This is a genomic window from Acinetobacter sp. YH01022 (genome assembly GCF_013420235.1).
GTDB lineage: Bacteria > Pseudomonadota > Gammaproteobacteria > Pseudomonadales > Moraxellaceae > Acinetobacter.
Window position 1 is genome coordinate 1 of sequence record NZ_VOYP01000050.1, and the last position, 18024, is coordinate 18024.

Consider the following 18024-nt stretch of genomic DNA (forward strand, 5'->3'; position numbering starts at 1 on the left):
TTGTGCTGGCGACCATAGCAAGAGTGAACCACCTGATCCCTTCCCGAACTCAGAAGTGAAACCTCTTAGCGCTGATGGTAGTGTGGGATTACCCATGTGAGAGTAAGTCATCGCCAGCTCATTATTCGAAAACACCCTCAGTCAAACGACTGGGGGTGTTTTTTTATGTGAGGAAAAAAGGAAATTTAAAAATGAAGAATAAAAGATGTATGCTTTATTACGTGTATAGTTCTTTAAACGTTATTACGCAGACATAAAAAAGCCCCGACATCCTGTCGAGACTTTTTCGTATTGATTATTAGTTTTTTAATTGTCTACGTGCATGTTTAAGTGCGGTACGTAATCCTTCTTCTAAAGTCGGATGGTAGAACGGCTTATCTAAAATTTCATCCACAGTTAAATTCTCAGAAATCATCCATGCCAGTAAATGAGCTATATGTTCTGCAGCTTCTACAAATAATTCTGCCCCTAATATCTTGCGTGAAGATTGATGAATATACACTTCGAGCGCACCACTGTTTTTAGCGAGTGCTAAAGCACGGCCTTGTTTTTCATAAGAAACCATACCTGTAACAAATTCAATTTTTGCATCACTGAGTTGTTTGAAACTTTGCCCTACGGTTGCCATTTCTGGAGCGCTAAATACGATTGCTAAAGGTGTAAGTGTCTTTAAGTTTTTAATTTCAGGATAGTTTAAACAGTTATGTACAGCTTGACGTCCCTCATGTACTGCTTCATGTTGAATAGGGGTGTTACTATGTGCATCACCGACAATGAAAATGGGATAATCTCCAAGCTGTTTGGTTTTATCGTTAACAGGAAGTTTTCTAAGATCGGTATATGAGTGATTGATATTATTTAATAGTAGCGTATCTAAATAACTTTTTCGGCCTGTTGCAACCAGAAGATATTCCACATCAACTTGTTGAGATTGATTATTTTCATTGAAGTTAATTGTAACTCCTTGAGTATTAAGCTGAACTGTAGTCGGTAATATTTCGAATTTAATATTTAAATTTTTACTGATTTCATCTTGTATTAATTTCTGCAAAGCTGGGCTGCTTAGGGAGCCAACTTTACGGCTACGTGCAAAAACAGTGGTCTTGACCCCTAATCTTTGCATGGCTTGTGCAAGTTCGATAGCGATGACTCCACTACCTATTATGGCCAAAGACTGCGGTAATTTTTCTAATTCAAAAATCTGGTCTGAAGTGATGAGCCGGTCACCGAGCTGTTCTTTCCATTGAGGATCAAAGGTTGGGGTAGAGCCTACTGCAACTATAAAACTTTTAGCCTGATATTTCTGACCATTCACAGTAATTGTATTGTGATTAATGAACTGTGCCTGTCCTGATATTTTATGTTTTGCTGTCCAGCTATTTACATCTTTGAGTATCGCATTTGTAAAATGCTCTCTAAGCATTCGAACATGTTGCATGATTTGAGATGTATCAATTTTTGAGGTAATAGATAGACCTACTTTCTCCGCAGTTTGGATATCATGCATACGGTTAGCAGCAGAAATAAGAACTTTACTTGGCATACAGCCGACACGGGCACAGGTTGTATCCCATGCTCCTTTATTAATAATAAGAAGGTTTTGGGTGTGTTTTACAGCTTCTTTATAAGCAGCAATACCTGCAGTACCTGCACCGATAATAATGATGTCATACATTGTGATATTGCCCTCATTTTTTATATTTTCTAGGTTACCATACTAAAACATTTCCAATGCTTTTGTTTACATAAAGCACTAACTATGATTACATATCACGCAATATTAATTAAGAACAAGCTCTAAAGTTTTGAGGGTTCCGGGGATATTCATGAGTAAAAATATTAGTTTAAAATTATCTACAGTTGCTTTGGCTGTTTTACTTGCAAGTTGTGGTGGCGGTGGTAGTGAAGGTTATTTTAATAAGCAAGGTTCTACGTCAGGTAATGCTTCGAACCCTAGCACAGGTGAAGAAGTAAAATCTGTTAATATTAGTACTATTCAATTAATTGATTTAAATGGAAATATTACTCAAATCATTACCTCGGAAGGTGTAACAGCGAAAGTAAAAGTTACTGATCAATCAGGTCGTGGCATCAGTGGTGCATTAGTAACTTTTACAGCTACAGGTGGTGTCACTTTTGGCACTTCTAATAGTGCTGTTTTAACTAATTCTGATGGTGAAGCTACCATTTCTGTTACTCCGGAAAATAATAATACAAATGGTGCTTATAAAATTTCAGCTAATGCAGATTATGATGGTAAGACTGTCGCGGCAAAAGAAATAGCATTTTCATTGCAATCACTTAATATTACATTAGAAAATTTAAGTGCTGCAAATACAATGCTTGAATCTGGTGGTTCTACTAATATTACGTTAAAAACAAAGAACCAGAGTGGTGCTAATCAAAATAATGTTGCTGTAAATTTCTCTGCCAGTTGCGGTACATTTGAGCCAGCTACTGTTATATCGTCTAATCAAGGTGATGTCATTACTTCCTATAAAGCAATAGACAAAAATGGTGAACTTTGTGAGGGGCAGGATATAGTTGTAGCAGCCAGTAATGGGGCAGCACCTGTATCTGTTCCTGTAAATATTGCTGCTATTAAGGCGGATTCTTTAGTATATACAACAACTTCAGCTATTGATTTGGGAATCAAAAACAGTGGATCCGCTGCTTCAGGACAAATTGAATTTACACTTTATGCGAATGGCACGCCTGCAAAGAATAAAGAAGTTCGCATCGAGTTGACTGATGCTCCACCAGATTTAAACTTTATTTCTTTAGGTAACCGTGATCCAAGAATCGTAAAAAGTGATTCTAATGGTAAAGTTGTTGTTAATTTATATCCTGGTAGTTTACCAGGGCCTGTTGAGATTAAAGCAACTCTTGTCTCAGCTCCAAATGTATCTGCTTTATCTAAGAATGTGAAAATTTCTACAGGCCGTGTGACTCAAAATGGTGTGAGCCTTTCTGTTTCTAAACAATCATTAAGAACAGATATTGATGGTGATACAGCAGTTATCACAGCACGTTTGCGCGATCGTGTCGGGAATGCTGTACCTGCAGGTACTGTAATTAGTTTTGTTTCTGAAGGTGGTAAGGTTGATCCAAATTGTGCAACAGATGTACAGGGTGTTTGTACCGTTACTTTAACGACTCAGAGTCCTCGACCATTGGATAACCGTGTGACGGTTTTAGCCTTTGTAGAGGGTGACAAGGCCTATGATGATAATGATGGGAATAACTCATTCTCAACTACAGATACATTGAAAAATAATATTGGCAATTTCTTCCGTGATGATAATGAGGATAATCTTTATAATACAGGTGAATTTATTTATCAAAAAGCAGTAGGTGCATTGCAATGTGCAATTTCTAGCTTTGCACAGCCAAATATACAAGACACTTGCGACAGTGGTTTAAGTGCAGTCCTACGTCAACAATTAGTCTTCTCATTTGCACATGACACCCCAACATTCGTTTGGAATACAGGATTTGATAGCAACGGAAAAATTACAAATGGTGCGGGTAGTTTTTCTTTCCAAGTCTTTGGAAATAGTCAAAAAACTGTACCAATGCCTTCAGGTACTACTATTTCTGTAGCAGTAAAAGATAACACTGATTTTCAGCCAAAAGCAAAGCTTCAAGTCGATACTGCAGATTCAACTAAACAAATTTTAAAAGTTTCTGGGGCAGAACCGAATAGCACCTTAATTGTAACGATTAATAATATTGATTATACTGTAGCAATTGATTCAAATGGTACTGGAAGCAAAGGTGATATTGCATCAACTGTTACAGGAACTCCTGAAATAACTTATAAAAATTTATCTTGTGAAGCTGAAATTCGAGGCGGTAATATAACTGTTCCGAATACAATGAACTTATTTACTCCCGTCTCATTCCAAAATATTGAAAATGGGGTTGTTAACTATACAGTGCAACTTAGAGGATGTACTCAAGGTGATGATGTTAAAATTATTTCCAGTGTCCCTGCTGGTAAAACTGTTACATCATGGCTTGATATCAAATAAGGTATGTAAAAAAAACAGATGATTTTTCACACTTTATATAAAATTTTAGAATAAAAACAGCGCTTCGGCGCTGTTTTTATTTAAAGTATATTAAATAGATGTGCCTATGCTTACCCCAACCGTAGGTCGAACATTCATCGAGCTACATCCTACAATTAAACATGAAATAAGAAATAGAAAAATTATTTTATTCATTAAACACAATCCTAATTTTTGTTTCATTAAATAATAGGGAAGAGCAGAGCTACTTCGACCTGTCACTAATATAAGTTTTATAAATTCATCATCATATTTTACAAATTTAACGATGTCTGTTTTAAAAATTTTACTATCGGTAATGTGGGGAAATAAAATTTATATAAGCAATTGTTCAGCAATATGTCTGAGTGGATTGAATTAAGCCAAATAGCCTCGTCACTAATTAGAACGAGGTAAGTGATGGTAGACTTAAAATTTTAAAATAATTTAAATTTATCGGTTGTCATTTGACCTTTAATACGGACAGAAAAGCTTAAATTATAGATTGAATCAATAATTTATATGAATAACTGAATATTAAAGGTCAAAATGAAACTAAAAAAGCGCGCCTTACAACGTGCTTAATCATCCAATAAATCCATTTGTTTGGCCAGCTGGTATAAGTTATTTGAGCGATTGCCGGTACGGCAGAACATTAATACCGGTTTTGGCAGCTCATTAAAGTGATTGGCAAATGTACGCACATCAACTTCAGTAATCTGACCCGCAACTACGGGTTGGAACACGTAGTCTAAACCTGCATTGCGTGCAGCTTCTTCAATTTGCGCGCTAGTAGGTTGTTCTGGACCACCTTCCATATCTGGGCGATTGTTAATAATTGATTTAAAACCTTTTTCAACAATTTGCGTTACCTGTTCTGGGTTAATTTGACCCGCAAAGCCGACATTTTCGCTCATTTTGTCACTCCATAATGTGCTCAATAGATATATGCTTTATGATAGCATTAAGCTGAAACTAGAGCTTAATCTGTTGAAATTTTTATAAGCGATTACAATCATAAAATAACGCACCGGAGCGCGTATGCATTCCTATACGGTTGAACCACTCTATGTAAATAGTGGGCACGAGGTCATTGCTGCGGATTTTTATCGTCCCAAAACTGAACATAAACCTGCTGTCATCATTATGGCGCATGGTTTAGCTGCTTTACGTCAATTTAAACTGGTGCAATATGCCAAGCGTTTTGCCGAAGCTGGTTATGCCGTAGTACTGTTTGATTATCGTTATTGGGGCGGAAGCACCGGCCGTCCACGTGAGCTGGTCTCGATTCAATCCCAGTTAGAAGATTGGCGTACCATGATTGCCCATGTGATAGAGCGAAAATCGATTGATTCCAGGCGCATTGTACTTTGGGGAACGTCTTTAAGCGGTGGTTATGTTCTAGATTTGGCGGCACAATTAAAAAATGTTCAGGCAATAATGGTACAAGTGCCATTTGTTGATGGTACAGAAAGTGCCAAGCTTTATCCTTTACAACAATTGCCGACAGCCCTAAAAATATCCAGTCAGGACTATATGGGTGCAAAGGTAGGAATGTCTCCGAAGACATTGCCCGTTGTGAGCAAAAAGGGTTTATGCTTTATGCCTACAGCAGATAGTTATGAGGGATATCTATCTATTGTTCATCCGGATTATTATTGGAGTGGCGAGATTCCTGCGCGAGTCTTTTTCAACCTGATCCGTTATCGTCCTATTCATTATGTGCGTAAAATCAGTGTACCCGTTTTATTTATTGCCTCTAAACAGGATAGCCTGATTCCAATTGAATCTAGCCGTGAAACAGCCACCAATATTGCGCCTTATGTACAATACCATGAATGGGATATGCAACACTTTGATATCTATCATGGTCAATGGTTTGAAAAAGCCATATCAACTCAATTAGAATTTTTACACCAACATATTGGAGTGAGCTAAATGATTATTGTATGTCCTGCATGTGGTGCCAGAAACCGAGTACCCGAAGATAAACTGGAAGCACATCCAAACTGTGGTCAGTGTCAACATGCGCTTATTCCTCTGGCTCCAATAGAGTTGAATGAGCACAATTTCAGCAACTTTATTACCCATAGTGAACTGCCTGTGCTGATTGACTTGTGGGCGGAATGGTGCGGTCCTTGCAAGATGATGGCACCTCATTTTGAACAAGTGGCAAAACAAAATCCGCGAGTGATTTTTGCTAAAATCAATACCGAAGAATCACCTCGACTCAGTGGTGCATTTAATGTGCGTAGTATTCCTACATTGGTTTTGATGAATAAAACTAATGAAATTGGTAGAATAAGCGGCGCGCTACGATCTACAGAGCTACAACAGTGGCTGGATCAACATTTAAATGCCAATACTGGGAGTTAACGTGTCAGATACTCATGTAAAACCGGAAGGAACGCTTTCCCTTCAAACAATTGCGATGCCGGCAGATACCAACTGGAGTGGTGATGTCTTTGGTGGGTGGATCGTTTCACAAATGGACTTGGCAGGTGCAATTCATGCAGAGCGTTTTAGTAAAGGACGCTGTGCAACCATTTCAATTAATCAGATGACTTTTTTGGTTCCAGTCAAAGTCGGTGATGTGATTAGTTGTTATACCAAAATTTTAAAAGTGGGTAATACCTCAATTCAAATGCAAATTGAAGTATGGGACAGTCATGACAGTTCCCGTGAACCTACTCGTGTAACCGAAGGCGTATTTACTTTTGTCGCTGTGGATGTAAAAGGGGCCAAGCGTCAGATTCCGGATGAGGTCAAACAAAAATATTTAGCTTCCCAGCAAGATAAATAATTTCAACCGTAAAAAAAACCCAATCAAGATTGGGTTTTTTTATTGCCTAAATTTGGTTGTTTTAACCGAAGCTTATGAGATACAAGCTATTTTTTTAATTGGGATTTGGCAATCCATGCCCACAGCATTTCACATTGAATCGGTTCTTCACCAGATTCATCCGTTACCTGAACTTTAACCAGCGTTTCACCTTTTTCAGTGTTTTGCATTAATTTCTGCTGCTCATCCGTCAAGGTTGCGGTGGCAATCATTGCACCTTGGGTTGGACGTTTAAAATCAACTTTTAAGCTTTTGATTAATACAATGCAGGAGTCCGGAACATTCATGCCGGTGACAAAACCTGTGGCAGTTTCCGCAATCAGTGCCATGGCACAGGCATGAACCTGACCAATATGGTTTTGCATGGCACGGTGGTTTTCAATCTTGACCACCACTTTGCTGTGGCTGACTTCAAGGTAGTGGATTTGCGCACTACCCACCATCGGCACGACCCGACCAAACACTTTGCTCCACAGTCTATTGCGGATAGCTTTAGGTAATTTAGCAGTAGCTTTTACCAGTTTCGATAAGCGATTGGTCGGTGTCATGGAAGTCCTCGACGTGTTATGGCAGCAATGCCTTAGTCTTTAAAGTTGTTAAACTGCAAAGGCACACCAAATTGTTGTTCTTTTAAAAATGCCATCACTTGTTGCAAAGTATCGCGTTTTTTATCCGTTACACGAATTTTGTCGCCTTGAATAGATGATTGCACTTTCACGCCACTTTCTTTAATGGCTTTATTTATTTTTTTCGCGGTATCAGAGTCAAGTCCGTCTTTAAGCTTGATTACCTGAATCACATTTTTGCCAGAAGCAGTCATTTTTTGCGGATCAAGCGCCTGAATATCCACTTTACGTTTGAAGAAATGATTTTCCAGCATGCTGTAGACTTGTTCACATTGGAAATCGCTTTCAGTCGAAATCTTGATTTCCTTGTTTTTTTCATTCAGTTCAATAGAAACGTCTTGTCCGCGGAAGTCAAAACGGGTTGCAATCTCTTTTTGCGTGTTTTGAACAGCATGATTTACTTCAAAAATTTCTAATTCAGATACAATATCGAAAGAAGGCATGGTTTAGACCTTTACAAAGGGAAAGAATATCTGAGATGCTAGGGATGTTTTCTTCATTTGCCAAGTGTTGTTTTACATCAAAGGAGTGCGCAATGATCCGTAAACAAGAAATTACGACATTTGAGTTCCCAGAAAATGCAATTATCTGGGATGTTCGTGATACAAAAGCCTTTGCTGAAGGTCATGTGAAAGGTGCTGTTAATCAGCCCATTAATGGCTTAAGTGCAGACAGCTTAACTCAGGTGGAGTCGGATCAGCCTATTTACATTTTATGCGGTGGTGGCAGTAAAGCGCCACGTGCGGCTGAAAAGTTGGAAAGCTTGGATAGCTCACGTGAATATGTGGTGTTAATGGGTGGTACGCGTGCAGCACGCGATGCTGGCTTAGCACTGGAGCAGGGTGCATAATTTGCAGCTGCAAAAAAAGAAGCGCCGAAAGGCGCTTTTTTATTGGCAATGATTGAATAAAAGAATGCTCTCCCTAACCCTTACTTGTACAGAATTTTAAAAGTATTGCTTTAGAATCTGCTCAGCAGAAGGAAATGCCCCCCTTTTTTAAAGGCTGGAGGATTAGACCTGAGGCTTAAAATATGGTTTCTTGGCTTTTACTTTCTTCTGAAACCGTGTCGCGTTCAATTTTTTGACCAAGTTTGCAGGCACAGGGCAGGCTTCTCCTAAGATTTGCGCTGCTAACATTTCACTGCACAGTGGCGCAAATAAAAAGCCTTTCGAACCTAGGCCGGCAAAGCTATAAATTTCCTCATTCGCTTTCATTTTGCCGAGTAGAGGAAAATAGTCCTGACTCTGCGCACGTACTGAAGCACGACCTTGCCAAGTATGCACATCGTTTAATGATTGTGCATAAGTTGGAAAGACACTGTGGATAAGATCGTAGTTATGCACATGATCTTCCAACAGAATTTCAGCATCATCACAGTTTGGATAGAAGGATGCACCGAGGATTAAATGCTCATCATCGAGCTGCATACAGTAACCACCGTAGCTGTATGCTGTGTCTTGGCTAAGGGGATGATTTTTATTGTTTACCCAACTGACTTGTCCACGAATCGGTTTGAGTATTGGAAAATTTTCAAAGAATTGTGCTGTTTCACGTGCAGTACACACAATTACATGATCAAACTCACCTAATAAATTTTCTTCGGCAAAGAGTTTAACTTTGTCATGTTGTTGGATGCTCGTGATTTTGGCTTGCTGATAATCAATTTGAGCATGTGCCAAAATTTCATCACGCAGTTGATGCGGTGAAACAGCACCTGCTTCGAGTAAGTTTAAGCTCGGAAAATCAGTTTCAATCTCTTGTTGATCGGCTGCTTGTATCGCAACAATCCCTGCCGGATATTCATCGGCCAAACCTAATAAGACTTCAGGATTTTTCAGTGCTAACTGGCTGACCTGCATCGGACGGAAGGCTTTAAACTTTACATAATGATTTAATGCATGCTGCCAGGTTAAAGTCATTAAATGATCTGAACTTTGTTCAATCGGGCATAGTTTCGGATTGAGCAGGGCCAAAGGATTGCCAGACCCACCGGAAAGAGGTGCTGTCTGGTCATAGATTGTCACTTGATGGCTACGCTGAGCAAATGCCCAGGCACAGCTTAAACCTGCGATTCCTGCGCCAATAATCGCAATCTGGCGCTGTTTAAAAATCGCAGTGCTTAGTTCAGTTTGTTTTTCAGTGGAATTTAAATCATTGCAAGATTCAACCTGATCTTCGGGTGCATTCCAGATGGCTTTAAGCATTTCCCGTTTATGTCCAAAACCGCGCGGACGGGAAATGGAAATGCCATGACTTTTCAGACCACGTTTCAGTACACCAGCCACACTGAATGAAGCAAAAGTGCTGCCGAAATCTGATAAACGCACGATGTTATTGAGAACGTTTTCTTCCCACATATCCGGATTGCAGGAAGGAGCGAAGCCATCTAAAAACCATGCGTTGACTACTGCTGTTTTTTCCATCACGGGAAAAATATCATGGGCATCGCCTAGCCATAAATCCAGGCTAAAACGTTCATCTGGAAAGGATAAACGATGACAGCCTGCTATCGGTATTGGGTACTGTGCAATCAGTTGATCAGCTAAAGGTTTCAGTTCAGGCCATGCATTTAAGGCACGAATCAGATCATCTTTGGATAATGGAAACTTTTCTACAGAAATGGCATGCAGATGGCTATGATTGTCCGGGCGAGCTTGTTGCCAAAGCTGCCATAAAGCTAAAATATTTAAACCTGTGCCAAAACCGGTTTCACCAACACAGAAATATTCAAAATCATTCAGCTTTGCCAGGCGGGTCGATAAATCGTTGCCGTTTAAAAACACATGCCGTGTTTCAAGCAGGCCATTATCTTTAGAGAAATAGACATCGCCAAACTGTTTGGAAACGGGAACCTCAATGCCATCGACGTGTTGCCAATCCAGATCGGCAGTTTGAATAGGATGAGACAAACCTAAATAACCTTTAAATCAAGCTGTAAAACTAAATGAAGCAGTAAATATCGTCATTACCACTGACGACGACGTTTGGTATAGACATAACTGGCAATCAGGAAGCCCAGCAACACGCCGACGGCAATCGTCGCTGCGCCGTATAAAAACATCTGGGCACTACGTTCGCTTTGCAACACCTGCACCTGAACGCCCAAACTGTCGTTTTTCAATTGCAGTTCCTGGTTTTGTGACAAGGCATCTAAATTGGCTTTTTCCAATTGCTGTAAGCGGGTGGCCTGATCTTTAACTAATGCCTTCACTTTGGCATCTTGCACTGCTTTATTCTTGGCAATTTGTTCTGCAGTCAGAGGTTTGGCCTCCAAGGGTAAACCATTGGCATCCAGCTTGGTCGCAGGAACAGTACCCGGCTTATTTGCAGCTAAAGTTTGTGGGGTGGTTTGTGGTGGAGGTGTTGCAGTCGTTGCTTGAGCAGCAGGGGCTACAGCAGGTGTCGGAGCAGGAGCAGATTCCACCGCCCAAGCTGTTGAACAGATTAAAGAGAAACCCAATAAGCTTGAAACTACAACACGCATGATTTTATCCTTGAGGGAAAGCTTTATTAAAAGGTTTCACATCAATATGAGCATAGACGCCTTCTTTTAAGAAAGGCTCATCTTGTAGCCATGCATCCAGGGATTCGCGGTTTTCAAAGTCAACAATAATCGTGCTGCCATAAAAACCTGCCTGTGGATTGCCGGGATCTTTAGGCATGGCACCTGCCACAATTAAACGACCCTCATCATTTAATTTTTGCAGACGTTCCAAATGCTTTGGACGTGTAGCTAGACGTTTTTCGACTGTACCCTCGTTATCGGTACAGGTTACGACGAATAAAGGCATATTCTTTCTCGATCAGTTGACCTGAATTATGCTTCAGGCGACTTAAAATATTTGCGCAAGACAATAAACTGAACAATGATAAAGGAAAACATCACAATCATGTCACCAAATGCGGTAAATTCGCCCCAATATTTTCCGCCAGCAAATAGAAAAGCGAAAAAAACATGCAAGAACGACATGAATGCGAACATGCCAGCCCAGGCAAAGTTTAAATTTTTCCAGCCTTGGGCAGTTAAATTAAAGATGGGACCAAATAAACGCTGAATCAGAGGTTTCTTATCTTTGGTAAAATAAGGTGAAAGCAGGAAGGCACCCGCAAAAACGATATTTAAAAGCGCTGCTTTTAAACGGATATAAAAATCATCGCTCAGCATTAAGGTTATACCACCAAAAATGACCGTCATAAACAGCACAATCCATTGCTGTTTATCCAGGCGGAATTTCTGGCTGACAAATAAGATGCCATACACCACCAGCATTGAGATGATCAGACCTGCGGTAGCCACCAAAATGTTATTATTATCAATACCTCCCGCTGAGCCGATCAAATGTAATAGCGGATGCTCGGTATCTTTTGGATCAACAGTTTTATATAAATAAAAGAAAATAATGAGTGGCACAAAGTCTAAAAGTGCTTTCATGTTAGAGTATCTAAATCTGATCAAATAAATGACATAGTATAAGTGATGCAAGGCGTAGATTTACATACACATAGTAATATTTCTGATGGAACTTTGTCTCCAGAACAACTTGTGCATGCAGCCGTGGAAAAAGGCATTCATACCCTTGCGCTGACGGACCACGATAGCATGGATGGCTTAAAATTAGCTGAAAATATTGCACAGGATTTACCATTGAACATTATTTCCGGTGTGGAAATTTCCAGCCAATGGTCGCGTCCGGCAACGAAAAAAAACTATGCTGTACATGTGGTTGCATTGAATATGCAAAACCCAGAACCGTTACTTGCCTTACTGGAGCAGCAAAAACAGATTCGTGCAATTCGTGCCAAACAGATTTGTGATTTGCTAGTTCCGCTGATTGGTGAGGATATTTATGCCGATGTGATTGCCAAAGTGGAGGGTGTTGCAGACCGGATTACCCGAACGCATATTGCGAAAACTTTGGTGGAAAAAGCTTATGTGAGTCGAGCCCAACAGGCCTTTGATAAATATATTAAAGAAGGCAAAAAGGCCTATGTGAAATTTGATGGCTTGGGCTTAGAAGAAACCATTCAGGTGATTCATGAGAGTCAAGGTTTCGCTGTGCTGGCGCATCCGACAAAATATGATTTATCAGCAACTAATATCCGTTATCTGATTGAAATTTTTTCAAAGTTTGGTGGGGATGCCGTGGAGCTTCCACCTGCGATTGAGCCGGCTTCAACCCGGCAGATGGTCGATCGGATGATTGAACAGTTTGGGCTTAAGGTCTCTGTGGGCAGTGATTTTCATGGTGACAATATGCCGTGGATCAAGCTGGGCAATATTCCGCGCGTTAAGGAAGGACAGGTAGGGGTTTGGGAGAGTTTTGTTTAGTTATGTTTAGTTATGTCCTCATTCCCTTGCAGAACAATGTTCCTCATCCCAAAGGGAAAAGGAGTTCCCTCTCCTTTAAGGAGATGAGAAGCACAGCTTCGTAAAGGAGAGGTCATAAATTAAAGCAGATTATTATCTTGTGCCTGAATAGGTGGCGGGGTCGGCTTACCTAAGGTGCTCAATAATTCAATCTCGATGGTGCGTACCAATGAATCTAAGGGCAGATCATTGCTTTGGGTACCAAACGGTTCTTCGATTTCTGAACTTAAAGCATCCAGACCTAGAAAAGTATAAGCCAAAATACCGACCATTAAAGGCGTCGCCAAACCCAAGGTTGAACCCAGGCTAAACGGTAGCATAAAACAGAAAAAGTACACGGTACGATTCAGCAGCACCGAATAGGCAAAAGGTAAAGGGGTGGTGGCAATACGGTCACAACCGGTTTGAACCCGACTCAGTTCAGCCACATGCTGGTTCATTTGAGTATAAATAATGTCGGAAATTTCACCTTCTTTCAGCGCCTGCATCAATTCCCATTGAATCAGGCTCAAGGTGTATTGCGGTGCATTGGCCTGCTGGTAAAGCTGGGTTATAGCCTGTTGGCTCATACCGCTGGTTTCTACTAGTGCCTTAGGATTAGCTGTCTGGTGACGCAAACGGTCACGCAGTACATTGGCAAACACAATCACGTGCTGAATAATGCGTTCACGACGTCCTTGGCTGAGCATGCGACAATCACGGTCAAAATGCCGGGCATTGGCAATCAACATACCCCAAAGTTTACGGGCCTCCCACCAGCGGTCATAACAGGCGGTGTTTTTAAAGCCGAGAAAAATCGAGAGCACCACTCCAATTAAGGTAAAGCCTACCAGTGGAAGTTCCGGAAAATGAAAGTAACCAATATAGGACAGCCCGCCAATCACTGAGGAGATCAGCATGACCACACCTAAAGGCGGCAAAACCTTGGGCAGGATGGTTCCGCGCCAGGAAAAGAGCAGCTTGAATACACTAGGTTGATCACGAACAATCATATTATTAGTATCATCAAAATTTTTTGTTGATCTTCAGTGTTAGCAGGTCTTTTGTCAATATTTGTCAGCATAATTGTGGCGTTTAAATCAGCCCCAGTTCAGCCAATGAGCAGGTTCCTTCTGGTGACACGATACAATGGTCAATCAGCTTGATTTCCAATAATTGACAGGCCGTTAGAATACGCCGGGTAAGCTCAATGTCGGCACGGGAAGGCTGAGCTATTCCCAAAGGATGATTGTGTGCAATCACGATGCTACTGGCATGTTGATGGATCGCATAGCGTAGCAATTGATTTGTAGAAATTTCACACGAATTAAGCGAACCGTAGAACATTTTTTTAAAGCTAATTTTTCTTAAATGCGCATCAAGGCAAAGTACCGCAAAAACTTCCTGCATTTCACCCAGTAATTCGAATTTCAAAAAATCCAGGAGTATTTTTGAATTGCTTAATTCTATTTTTTCCTGCTGTAAATGGGTGGAAATATAGCGTCGTCCCAATTCCTTCACTGCAATCAGTTGGGCATATTTGCTTACCCCGATACCATGAAACTGGCTTAAATCCTGAAGCTCGGCATCCAAAATAGAGTTCAGCCCACCAAAATGCTGCAATAACAGGCGGGATAGTTCCACGGCAGAATGTTGCTTGGAACCGGAGCGTAAAAAGATGGCCAGCAGTTCCGCATCTGACAGACTGGCAGCACCTTGTTGAATCAGCCTTTCACGTGGACGTTCCTGTTCAGGCCAGTGTTTAATCGATAAATTCATTGTTTTTAGACTTTTTTGTTATTAGTAATGATTATTAACCAAGTTGCCGACTTGGGGATGACTTTATTTAATGCTATTGTGAGCGCCACTGCAACAGAAAGGTAGCCTGTTCGTGAGCTTCGATTTGAGTGTGATTCCAAATAAAAACATTGTTTTAGCGGTAACTGGTGGTATTGCGGCATATAAAAGTGCCATTTTGGTCCGTCGTTTAAAAGAGGCGGGCTTTAATGTCCGTGTGGTGATGACGCAGGGGGCGCAAGCTTTTATTACTCCGTTAACATTCCAGGCCTTGTCTGGAAATCCGGTACATACTGAATTACTCAATTCTGAAGCCGAAGCCGGCATGGGCCATATCGAATTGGCGCGTTGGGCTGACTTACTGCTGGTTGCCCCGGCAACTTGTGACACGTTGGCAAAGTTTGCGACAGGTTTGGCTGATGATTTACTCAGTACTTTATATCTGGCAACCAAAGCACCGGTTTGGGTAGCCCCGGCAATGAATCAGCAAATGTGGGCAGCCAAAGCCACACAGCGTAATTTAAATACCCTGGTGGAAGATGGCGTGCATGTGATTATGCCGGATGCCGGATCACAGGCCTGTGGCGATGTCGGTTTGGGACGTATGCCTGCACCGGAAGATTTAGCGCGACAAGTCACCGAATACTTCCACAAGGCGCAGCGTGCGATTGCAGAAAAGTTTGGCATGCTGGCCGGTAAACATGTAGTGATCACAGCAGGACCTACACGTGAAGCGATTGATCCAGTCCGTTATATTTCTAACCATAGTACCGGCAAGATGGGCTTTGCCCTGGCTGCGGCCTGTTATGCAGCAGGTGCAAAAGTCACTTTGATTGCAGGACCGGTCAGTCTGGATACCCCAAATGGTGTGCGCCGTATTAATGTACAGTCTGCAATGCAGATGCTGGAACATAGTATGGATCAGTTGGATAAAGGCTGTGACATCTTTATTGCCACGGCGGCGGTGGCGGATTACCGCGTGGCAGAAATTGCCGAGCATAAAATCAAGAAAGCCGGCGATGAACTGAATGTGGCTTTAATTAAAAATCCGGATATTGTGGCAACCATTGCCCAGCAACAAAAACGTCCATTTATGGTGGGATTTGCTGCTGAAACCCGCAATGTTGAAGAATATGCAGCGGGTAAGCTGGTGGCGAAAAAACTGGATATGATTGCCTGTAATGATGTTTCACGTCCTGACATCGGTTTTGCCTCTGATGAAAATGCCATGATTGTGTTCTTTGCTGAGCAGTATCAAATGCAGCAGCGAGATCTGGAAAAAGCATCGAAACAGGAAATCGCCCAGCAGCTGGTGGAAGCGATTCATGATGCATTGCATCATAAAATGCAGCCTGTTTAAAAAAAGCGAGACCATAGAATAAAATGCAACATTTCCGTTGCATTTTTTATGGCATCTACACTATGTTTAACGCTTAAAGTGCAAATGTTCAGAACAATTTAACTGTAACAATAAGCTTCTTATTTTTTGAAACGTATCTTTACAAGGACATCAACATGATCAAAAAAACTGTAGCCACAGTGATTTTTTCTGCCGCTTTGTCGTTCAGTAGCCTGGGTTTTGCCGGTGCGCTTGAACAAAATATGATGACGCTTGGAAAAAACTTTAAAATGTTTAACAAGGCTGATAATCAGAAGGATGCACTAAAAGCACTGGATAATATGAAGGCTGCTGCTTTAGATGCAAAAAAAGTGAAGTTAAAAGCTCATGATGTAAAAGCACCAAGCTCAGATACTTTATACAGTCAATTGCTGGTGGAGATTGAAAAAACCAGATTATTGGTTCAAAGTGGTAAATTGGATCAAGCCAAAGTAGAAGGCAAAAAAATTGCTCTGGTGAAAGATCAGGGACATGCGGTTTATAATCATCACTAATTTAATGTACATTTACCGTTTAAGGTTTGGAAGGGTGAAGTTAGATTAAGCACATCGTTTTATCTCGTGATTGTCAGATGAACTGTGTAAATCTTGCTTCAGCAAGCCTTATTCATAATTTAAATAAAAAATGCCAGCCCATTCAGCAATAGGCTGGCATTACTTTTTATGAGGATAGTTGCAATCAACTTGATGCTAGATGTGCCTGATTTTCTCTGACATACTCTTCAGTACGTTGCATGGCTTCCTGAATATTAATCAAGGCTGTTTCTACATCTTTTAGGGTTTTGGCATTGCCGCCACTTAAAGCCTGACGCCATTTACGTGCACCCGGCAAGTTCTGGAACAACCCGAGAATATGACGGGTGATAATCGAAAGTGGAGCACCTTCCTGCATGCGTTTAGCAATATACGGCATCATTTGCGCCATAATATCAAAACGGTCAGGCGCTTCCAGGTTCCATAATTGTCCCAGTTCAGCCAATAAATATGGATTGTGATAAGCCTCACGACCAATCATCACCCCATCGACATGTTTTAAATGCGCTTGGGTTTCGGCCAAGGTTTTGACCCCACCATTAATCTCAATCAGCAGGTTTGGACGGTCTTGTTTTAAACGGTGCACATCTTCATAACGTAAAGGTGGAACATCACGGTTTTCTTTCGGCGATAAGCCCTTAAGCAAGGCAATCCGGGCATGTACGATGAAATTGTCACAACCGGTTTTAGCTACGGTATCGACAAAATGCAGCATTTCTTCATAAGACTGCATGTCGTCAATACCAATACGGTGTTTGACAGTGACAGGAATATCCACGGCATTGCGCATTTCAGCAATACATTCAGCAACCAGGTCAGGTTCTGCCATTAAACATGCGCCAATTTTATTGTTTTGTACGCGGTCGCTCGGGCAGCCGACATTTAGGTTGACCTCATCATAACCCCAGTCTTGCGCCATTTTAGTACAGGTTGCCAAGTCTTTTGGATTTGAACCGCCAAGCTGTAGCACAATCGGGTGTTCTTCGTGGTTGTAGTCCAAATGACGTTCTGCACCACCAAATAGAATTGCACCAGTCGTCACCATTTCGGTGTACAGAATGATATTCGGATTAAACAGGCGGGCAAAAAAACGATAGTCACGTGTGGTCCAATCCATCATCGGTGCAACCGAAATGCGAGGCTGTAAAGATTGCAGAGCAGTCATGGCATAAACCTGAAATAATGAAAAACCGAAGCGCGGATTATACGAGGTTTGATGAAAAATCGACAGTCGCTTGCAGCGATCATTGCCTTTATTAAAGTCTTAAAATCAACTGTGCAGTCAGCTTAGAATTTGTATAGGACTTACGCATTGACGGATTCAAAAAAGTATTAAAATACTTTATAAAGTATCTGTGATCAGACGAATTAAACATGCTTCTACAGCAACTTGTACATTACCCATTTATATGGGCTTTCTCATGAC

19 protein-coding genes and 1 rRNA gene are annotated in these 18024 nt (G+C 41.1%); 9 read left to right on the plus strand and 11 right to left on the minus strand.

Annotation, left to right across the window (positions count from 1 at the left end; all coding sequences use genetic code 11):
• Positions 1-4 precede the first annotated feature (4 nt).
• Positions 5-119 (plus strand): 5S ribosomal RNA (rrf, locus tag FTT87_RS13595).
• Positions 120-298: 179 nt separating this feature from the next.
• Here rrf and FTT87_RS13600 read toward each other — a convergent pair.
• The gene (locus FTT87_RS13600; protein ID WP_180044324.1) at positions 299-1675 is read right to left on the minus strand and encodes a dihydrolipoyl dehydrogenase; all 1377 of its coding nucleotides are present in this window, start codon (positions 1673-1675) and stop codon (positions 299-301) included.
• Positions 1676-1826: 151 nt separating this feature from the next.
• Here FTT87_RS13600 and FTT87_RS13605 point away from each other — a divergent pair, with 151 nt between their 5' ends.
• Positions 1827-4034: an Ig-like domain-containing protein gene (locus tag FTT87_RS13605; protein WP_180044326.1), complete on the plus strand. Its 2208-nt coding sequence runs from the start codon at positions 1827-1829 to the stop codon at positions 4032-4034.
• A gap of 599 nt (positions 4035-4633) precedes the next feature.
• On the opposite strand, the gene FTT87_RS13610 is transcribed toward FTT87_RS13605, so the two are convergent.
• On the minus strand, positions 4634-4969 hold the full coding sequence (locus tag FTT87_RS13610; protein WP_180175010.1) for a TIGR01244 family sulfur transferase: 336 nt from the start codon (positions 4967-4969) through the stop codon (positions 4634-4636).
• 124 nt (positions 4970-5093) lie between these two features.
• Here FTT87_RS13610 and FTT87_RS13615 point away from each other — a divergent pair, with 124 nt between their 5' ends.
• Genes FTT87_RS13615 through FTT87_RS13625 form a run of 3 tightly spaced genes read left to right on the plus strand, consistent with a single transcriptional unit; the run spans position 5094 to position 6855 of the window.
• Positions 5094-5990: an alpha/beta hydrolase gene (locus FTT87_RS13615; RefSeq protein WP_180044330.1), complete on the plus strand. Its 897-nt coding sequence runs from the start codon at positions 5094-5096 to the stop codon at positions 5988-5990.
• Entirely contained in the window at positions 5991-6428 is a 438-nt protein-coding gene (gene trxC, locus FTT87_RS13620) for a thioredoxin TrxC (protein WP_086195906.1), read from the plus strand.
• Between the two features lie 55 nt (positions 6429-6483).
• On the plus strand, positions 6484-6855 hold the full coding sequence (locus FTT87_RS13625; protein WP_240921688.1) for an acyl-CoA thioesterase: 372 nt from the start codon (positions 6484-6486) through the stop codon (positions 6853-6855).
• Between the two features lie 86 nt (positions 6856-6941).
• Here FTT87_RS13625 and FTT87_RS13630 read toward each other — a convergent pair whose 3' ends face one another.
• Both FTT87_RS13630 and FTT87_RS13635 read right to left on the minus strand, forming a co-directional pair.
• Positions 6942-7442, minus strand: a complete 501-nt coding sequence (locus FTT87_RS13630) for a DUF4442 domain-containing protein (RefSeq protein WP_166171426.1) — start codon at positions 7440-7442, stop codon at positions 6942-6944.
• A gap of 32 nt (positions 7443-7474) precedes the next feature.
• Positions 7475-7963: a YajQ family cyclic di-GMP-binding protein gene (locus tag FTT87_RS13635; RefSeq protein WP_166171424.1), complete on the minus strand. Its 489-nt coding sequence runs from the start codon at positions 7961-7963 to the stop codon at positions 7475-7477.
• A 92-nt stretch (positions 7964-8055) separates the two neighbouring features.
• Here FTT87_RS13635 and FTT87_RS13640 point away from each other — a divergent pair, with 92 nt between their 5' ends.
• Positions 8056-8370, plus strand: coding sequence for a rhodanese-like domain-containing protein (locus FTT87_RS13640; RefSeq protein WP_166171421.1), 315 nt, complete (start codon positions 8056-8058; stop codon positions 8368-8370).
• A gap of 162 nt (positions 8371-8532) precedes the next feature.
• On the opposite strand, the gene mnmC is transcribed toward FTT87_RS13640, so the two are convergent.
• From mnmC to FTT87_RS13660, 4 genes are read right to left on the minus strand one after another with little or no spacing between them, the layout of a single operon-like run.
• Positions 8533-10431 (minus strand): FAD-dependent 5-carboxymethylaminomethyl-2-thiouridine(34) oxidoreductase MnmC, encoded by a 1899-nt coding sequence (gene mnmC, locus FTT87_RS13645; RefSeq protein WP_180044333.1) that lies wholly within the window; start codon positions 10429-10431, stop codon positions 8533-8535.
• 56 nt (positions 10432-10487) lie between these two features.
• Complete coding sequence (locus FTT87_RS13650; RefSeq protein ID WP_166171417.1) at positions 10488-11006, minus strand: hypothetical protein; 519 nt, start codon at positions 11004-11006, stop codon at positions 10488-10490.
• 4 nt (positions 11007-11010) lie between these two features.
• The gene (locus FTT87_RS13655; protein ID WP_166171415.1) at positions 11011-11313 is read right to left on the minus strand and encodes a YciI family protein; all 303 of its coding nucleotides are present in this window, start codon (positions 11311-11313) and stop codon (positions 11011-11013) included.
• A gap of 26 nt (positions 11314-11339) precedes the next feature.
• Positions 11340-11954: an inner membrane-spanning protein YciB gene (locus FTT87_RS13660; RefSeq protein WP_086195898.1), complete on the minus strand. Its 615-nt coding sequence runs from the start codon at positions 11952-11954 to the stop codon at positions 11340-11342.
• A gap of 45 nt (positions 11955-11999) precedes the next feature.
• Here FTT87_RS13660 and FTT87_RS13665 point away from each other — a divergent pair, with 45 nt between their 5' ends.
• The gene (locus tag FTT87_RS13665; RefSeq protein ID WP_180044339.1) at positions 12000-12851 is read left to right on the plus strand and encodes a PHP domain-containing protein; all 852 of its coding nucleotides are present in this window, start codon (positions 12000-12002) and stop codon (positions 12849-12851) included.
• A 119-nt stretch (positions 12852-12970) separates the two neighbouring features.
• Here FTT87_RS13665 and FTT87_RS13670 read toward each other — a convergent pair whose 3' ends face one another.
• Together FTT87_RS13670 and radC are read right to left on the minus strand one after the other, a co-directional pair.
• Complete coding sequence (locus FTT87_RS13670) at positions 12971-13882, minus strand: bestrophin family protein (protein ID WP_086195896.1); 912 nt, start codon at positions 13880-13882, stop codon at positions 12971-12973.
• Between the two features lie 82 nt (positions 13883-13964).
• Positions 13965-14648: a DNA repair protein RadC gene (radC, locus tag FTT87_RS13675; RefSeq protein WP_180175011.1), complete on the minus strand. Its 684-nt coding sequence runs from the start codon at positions 14646-14648 to the stop codon at positions 13965-13967.
• Positions 14649-14760: 112 nt separating this feature from the next.
• On the opposite strand from radC, the gene coaBC reads away from it, so the two are divergent.
• Both coaBC and FTT87_RS13685 read left to right on the plus strand, forming a co-directional pair.
• The gene (gene coaBC / locus FTT87_RS13680; RefSeq protein ID WP_180042800.1) at positions 14761-16026 is read left to right on the plus strand and encodes a bifunctional phosphopantothenoylcysteine decarboxylase/phosphopantothenate--cysteine ligase CoaBC; all 1266 of its coding nucleotides are present in this window, start codon (positions 14761-14763) and stop codon (positions 16024-16026) included.
• Between the two features lie 155 nt (positions 16027-16181).
• Positions 16182-16559 carry a cytochrome b562 gene (locus tag FTT87_RS13685; RefSeq protein ID WP_180042799.1) on the plus strand — a complete coding sequence of 126 codons (378 nt, stop codon included), beginning with the start codon at positions 16182-16184 and terminating at the stop codon, positions 16557-16559.
• Positions 16560-16743: 184 nt separating this feature from the next.
• Here FTT87_RS13685 and dusA read toward each other — a convergent pair whose 3' ends face one another.
• Complete coding sequence (dusA, locus tag FTT87_RS13690; protein WP_180175012.1) at positions 16744-17763, minus strand: tRNA dihydrouridine(20/20a) synthase DusA; 1020 nt, start codon at positions 17761-17763, stop codon at positions 16744-16746.
• Positions 17764-18024 lie beyond the last annotated feature (261 nt).

Excerpts from the sequence above, each read along its gene's own strand:
- FTT87_RS13600 (WP_180044324.1), bottom strand. The coding sequence starts at position 1,675 with ATGTATGACATCATTATTATCGGTGCAGGTACTGCAGGTATTGCTGCT.
- FTT87_RS13605 (WP_180044326.1), top strand. The coding sequence starts at position 1,827 with ATGAGTAAAAATATTAGTTTAAAATTATCTACAGTTGCTTTGGCTGTT.
- FTT87_RS13610 (WP_180175010.1), bottom strand. The coding sequence starts at position 4,969 with ATGAGCGAAAATGTCGGCTTTGCGGGTCAAATTAACCCAGAACAGGTA.
- FTT87_RS13615 (WP_180044330.1), top strand. The coding sequence starts at position 5,094 with ATGCATTCCTATACGGTTGAACCACTCTATGTAAATAGTGGGCACGAG.
- trxC (WP_086195906.1), top strand. The coding sequence starts at position 5,991 with ATGATTATTGTATGTCCTGCATGTGGTGCCAGAAACCGAGTACCCGAA.
- FTT87_RS13625 (WP_240921688.1), top strand. The coding sequence starts at position 6,484 with ATGCCGGCAGATACCAACTGGAGTGGTGATGTCTTTGGTGGGTGGATC.
- FTT87_RS13630 (WP_166171426.1), bottom strand. The coding sequence starts at position 7,442 with ATGACACCGACCAATCGCTTATCGAAACTGGTAAAAGCTACTGCTAAA.
- FTT87_RS13635 (WP_166171424.1), bottom strand. The coding sequence starts at position 7,963 with ATGCCTTCTTTCGATATTGTATCTGAATTAGAAATTTTTGAAGTAAAT.
- FTT87_RS13640 (WP_166171421.1), top strand. The coding sequence starts at position 8,056 with ATGATCCGTAAACAAGAAATTACGACATTTGAGTTCCCAGAAAATGCA.
- FTT87_RS13650 (WP_166171417.1), bottom strand. The coding sequence starts at position 11,006 with ATGCGTGTTGTAGTTTCAAGCTTATTGGGTTTCTCTTTAATCTGTTCA.
- FTT87_RS13655 (WP_166171415.1), bottom strand. The coding sequence starts at position 11,313 with ATGCCTTTATTCGTCGTAACCTGTACCGATAACGAGGGTACAGTCGAA.
- FTT87_RS13660 (WP_086195898.1), bottom strand. The coding sequence starts at position 11,954 with ATGAAAGCACTTTTAGACTTTGTGCCACTCATTATTTTCTTTTATTTA.
- FTT87_RS13665 (WP_180044339.1), top strand. The coding sequence starts at position 12,000 with ATGCAAGGCGTAGATTTACATACACATAGTAATATTTCTGATGGAACT.
- FTT87_RS13670 (WP_086195896.1), bottom strand. The coding sequence starts at position 13,882 with ATGATTGTTCGTGATCAACCTAGTGTATTCAAGCTGCTCTTTTCCTGG.
- radC (WP_180175011.1), bottom strand. The coding sequence starts at position 14,648 with ATGAATTTATCGATTAAACACTGGCCTGAACAGGAACGTCCACGTGAA.
- FTT87_RS13685 (WP_180042799.1), top strand. The coding sequence starts at position 16,182 with ATGATCAAAAAAACTGTAGCCACAGTGATTTTTTCTGCCGCTTTGTCG.
- dusA (WP_180175012.1), bottom strand. The coding sequence starts at position 17,763 with ATGACTGCTCTGCAATCTTTACAGCCTCGCATTTCGGTTGCACCGATG.